3 protein-coding genes and 1 pseudogene are annotated in these 4,381 nt (G+C 37.3%); 3 read left to right on the plus strand and 1 reads right to left on the minus strand.

Going from position 1 to position 4,381, the window contains the following annotated elements; genetic code table 11:
- Nucleotides 1-194: 194 nt before the first annotated feature.
- From MRZ19_RS04890 to MRZ19_RS04900, 3 genes are read left to right on the plus strand one after another with little or no spacing between them, the layout of a single operon-like run.
- Entirely contained in the window at nucleotides 195-1,070 is an 876-nt protein-coding gene (locus MRZ19_RS04890; RefSeq protein WP_291030930.1) for a DMT family transporter, read from the plus strand.
- A gap of 54 nt (nucleotides 1,071-1,124) precedes the next feature.
- On the plus strand, nucleotides 1,125-2,429 hold the full coding sequence (locus MRZ19_RS04895; RefSeq protein ID WP_291030932.1) for an adenosylmethionine--8-amino-7-oxononanoate transaminase: 1,305 nt from the start codon (nucleotides 1,125-1,127) through the stop codon (nucleotides 2,427-2,429).
- A gap of 21 nt (nucleotides 2,430-2,450) precedes the next feature.
- Nucleotides 2,451-2,837 (plus strand): hypothetical protein, encoded by a 387-nt coding sequence (locus tag MRZ19_RS04900; RefSeq protein WP_291030934.1) that lies wholly within the window; start codon nucleotides 2,451-2,453, stop codon nucleotides 2,835-2,837.
- Here MRZ19_RS04900 and dcuC read toward each other — a convergent pair.
- Nucleotides 2,817-4,297 (minus strand): annotated as a pseudogene (dcuC, locus tag MRZ19_RS04905) (C4-dicarboxylate transporter DcuC). The gene MRZ19_RS04900 and the pseudogene dcuC sit on opposite strands and share 21 nt — an antisense overlap.
- Nucleotides 4,298-4,381 lie beyond the last annotated feature (84 nt).

Below are 4,381 nucleotides of genomic sequence, written 5' to 3' on the forward strand. Positions count from 1 at the left end.
ATCAAGAAACTAAAAACTGATTAAAACTAGAGATTCAATTAGTTGAAACTAATTCATCATAATGTGCTAATTTAAGGGATTAAAATTTAGCGCAAAAAAGGAAATGGAATTATAGCTATAAAAGCTTAAGGAGAGATAAAAGAGGGAATAGTTAAGATTCCATAAAATTTAAAGCATTTATTTTAGGATGAGTATTGAGCAAAGAACAAATTGGTGCATTGTGGATGATTAGCGCAAGTGTTGCATATGGCTTTATGCCTATTTGGACGGTTCTTGGACAAAATAGCGGATTAACGACAGATTTCATTTTGTTTTTTAGATTTGCTTGCACAAGTGTATTATTGCTTGCGCTTGCACGCCTTGAAAAAGTTCCAATTCTACTGCCTAAGCGTAAGATTTTAGAATTTGTCTTTCTAGGTGGAATCCTATACTCCATCCAGTCTTTTGCCTATTTAGATTCCTTAAAATACATTCAAACGGCACTCTCTGTAATGCTCTACCACATTTATCCTCTCATTGTTACACTTGTAGCCCTTGTGTTTTTCAAAGAAAAAATTCAACTAAAAACACTTCTTGCGCTTGCACTTTGCATTATTGGATTGATAGTGATTTTACAAATCCCAAAGGACATTGCACTCAGCCCTCTTGGCGTTGCGCTTTCTTTAATTGGTGCGCTTTTTTATGGGCTTTATATCATCTTTAGCCAAAGGATAACGCGCAATTGCCACTTTTTAGTTTCTAGTTTTTATGTGTGCTTTTTCTCATCACTTGCGATGCTTTTTAGTATGCTAAAAGCACTCAATAGCATTCCAAACCTTTTTGAGATTCCACCTATTGGAATCTTTTCTTTGCTTGCACTTGCAATATTTTCTACACTTTTTGCAATGGTTGCGTATTATTTAGGAATGCCAAAAGTTGGAATCACAAAAACTGCAATTTTAGGAATGATTGAACCGCTAGTTTCTGTGGTGCTATCCATTTGGATTTTAGGAAATCATTTGAGTGCTTTGCAATATTTTGGAGCATTTTTAATAAGTTGTGGTGCTATTCTTTTGTGTCTTAGGCGGTAAATTTATCTTTTAAGAGATAAAATACACGCAAAATTCCCAATAAAAAGGCAAAAGATGGAATCGCAAATTCTAAAAGAGCTAGATTTATCTTGCATTTGGCATCCTTGCACACAAATGCACGACCACGAAAACAATATTCCATTAATCCCTATCAAACGCGCTAATGGCGTGTATCTCTATGATTTTGAAAACAAGGCATATTTAGATTGCATTTCTAGTTGGTGGGTGAATCTCTTTGGGCATTGCAATCCTTACATTAATGCAAAACTTAAAGAACAATTAGAATCTTTAGAGCATATCATTTTTGCAGGTTTTACCCATAAGCCCATAATTGACTTATCTAAGCGGCTTTTAGGGCTTTTGGGTTCCAACTTTGGCAAATGTTTTTATGCAGATAATGGCTCAAGCGCCATTGAAGTGGCTCTTAAAATGGCATTCCACGCAAGCGTTATTAAAGGGGCAAGCACGATTAAAGGGAATAGAAAAAGTAAATTCTTATGTCTAGAAAATGCTTACCACGGCGAGACTATCGGGGCTTTAAGCGTAGGTGATGTTGGAATCTACACAGATGTTTATGCGCCCATTTTGCTAGAAACGCTAAAGATTAAAGCCCCTGTGGGAGAAAACATTGATGCTTCCCTAGAAGCCCTAAAAATCTTGTTATCTACGCAAAAAGATTCCATTATCGCCTTCGTGCTAGAGCCACTCATTCAATGTGCAGGAAATATGAATATGTATAACCCACGCTTTGTGCAAGAAGCGACAAAACTTTGCAAAGAAGCGGGCGTGTATGTGATTTTTGATGAAATTGCCGTTGGGTTTGGGAGAACAGGAAGTCTTTTTGCCTATGAACAATGTGGTGTTGTGCCAGATTTTCTTTGCCTTAGCAAAGGCATTACAGGGGGTTATTTGCCACTTTCTGTGGTTGTTACAAGTGATGAGATTTATCAATTATTTTATGCACCCTTTAGAGAAAACAAAGCCTTTTTACACTCCCACTCTTACACAGGAAATGCTCTAGCTTGTGCGTGTGCAAATGCAGTTTTAGATATTTTTGAGTGCGATAATGTGCTTGTAAAAAACAAAGAATTATCCGCATTTATTTGGGAGAGAATGCAGGCTTTAAGGGAGTTTAGCTGTGTTAGGAATTTGCGCCATCAAGGAATGGTTTTTGCTTTTGATTTGATAGGATTTGAAGGGGAGCGTAAAGGCTTAGAAGTCTTTAATAAAGGCTTAGAAAAGGGACTATTACTCCGCCCGCTTGGGAATACAATCTATCTAATGCCCCCTTACATTCTAAGCAAAGAGGAAGCCACTTACATTTTAGATTCCATCTGTGAGATTCTAAAAACATTTTAAGGGCTTAAAAAGGATTCCACAATGGCATTTAAAATTGACACACAAATGCAAGTGCCAACGCATAATAGCACACCACAAAAACCAAAGCCTAATCCCAAGCCAGAGTCCGCTCCAAACCCTAATAACAGCAGACAAATCCACACAAAAGCAAGTTACCCTAGCCAAAATCTCATTGATAAATACAAAACGCCTAGCGCATTTATCAATACGCAAAACGCTATGAGTAATCAATTAGGAATCCAAAGCGTTATCAAACCACAAGAACAAGTTATAGCGAAAGACGCACTTTTAGAATTTTTAAGTCAGATTCGACAACTTAGCTTTGAAGAGAGTTTAGAGCTTGAAAAAACCCTTTTGCGTTTAGATTCCAACACGCTTGCTGAACTTTTAAAAAGAATCCAGCAATAAGTTGGAATCTTTTATTGAACTTGTCTCCACTTTTACGCTAAGCTCCGCTTGTGGCAGAAGCGGATTTGTCTTAGCAAGATAGAAAGCAACTAGAATATTTACCGCCATTGCAACAAGTAAAAGTGGCGTTGTGCGCTTGATAATCTCCACAGGGAATACCTTTGCAAACCCAGCAAGCGCCAAAATCCCTCCAGCAATAGGCGAAGCTGCTCTTCCTAAGGCTGAAGCAATCTCAAGGGGCAACACTAAAGTAATTGGAGCAACTCCAAGTCTTGTCGCAATATCAGGTGCTAATCGTCCAAAGGCGTTAAATGCAGCGATTCCGCTTCCCATAATTACCGCAAATCCATACACTAAAAAGCTCAAAACAGCAATACTAACTAACACAGCAATGTCTGCGCTCCCACCACCTAAAGCACCCACTGCATTAGCCAAGATTCCAACTCCACCAAGTGCCTTAATCCCATCTGCAAACACAGAAGCTGCAATGATAATACTCACAACACTAATAAAAATCTCTGCCATCGCCCTTAAAATCACCACCATATCTTCACCTAGCTTCTTACCATCTCTATGGCGTATAAACTCTACAATAAACACTAGGGCAATACTAAGAAAATTCGCAGTTACCACATCAAGCTTTATACCTAAAAAATAAGCCACAAACAAAAACACCACAGGCAACCAAGGGAATAAAATATAAAGTGTTGGACATTGCGGATTAATAATCTCTGGTGCTTCCACCTCTTCACAAAGCACATTCTTAACCCTATCCCTCTTATCGATCCAAGCAAAATAAAAAGGGATTAAAACTGCAATTACTACAACATAAGCAAGCACGCTCCAAATTTGATAATTTAAAAAAGCTCCACAACATTATCTTTCTGTCCCACCATATCTGCCATATTGATAGAATTACCATCTTTTGGTCCATAATCAAGAGCAATTAAAGACAGCACGCAAACAGCAGTAATGGGACGAATTTTAAGGGCAATTAACACAGGATAAATACAAGCAAGCAACAATAAAAGTAGTCCTGCATAACTTGAAATCACAATTTTTAAAGCCATACCCACAATAAAAGTTCCGCTCAAAATTAAATATTTATTCTTAATCTTCCCAAGTGGCTTATTGGCTAAAAAAGCAAGCTTTGCAGAAGCATTAATATGCTTCATATAAGCCGCAAATCCCGCTACACTCATAATAATTAGCCCCACTCCAGCAAGCTGTGTTTTAAAAGTTGCCGTGATAAAGGCAAAGCTATCAAGCAAAACATCTAAAAAACTTACACTCTCTCTTACAGGGGATTTTGGTATAGGCGCACCTGTAAAATAAAATGCAAAGATGAGTATAATCACTCCTGAAAACAAAAAAGTAAAAATGGGATTATATTTTTTTAGAATATAATACGCCACAACCACAACAGCAAGCAATGTTGAGAGTATCATAAATGCTGACATCTTTCCACCTTTCTTTAGAGATTAACAAAGCATTTATTATAGGTAAAAAATATTTAAATTTTGTGTAGCATTAGACGCATCTAT

It is taken from the genome of Helicobacter sp. (genome assembly GCF_022770205.1).
Lineage (GTDB): Bacteria > Campylobacterota > Campylobacteria > Campylobacterales > Helicobacteraceae > Helicobacter_D.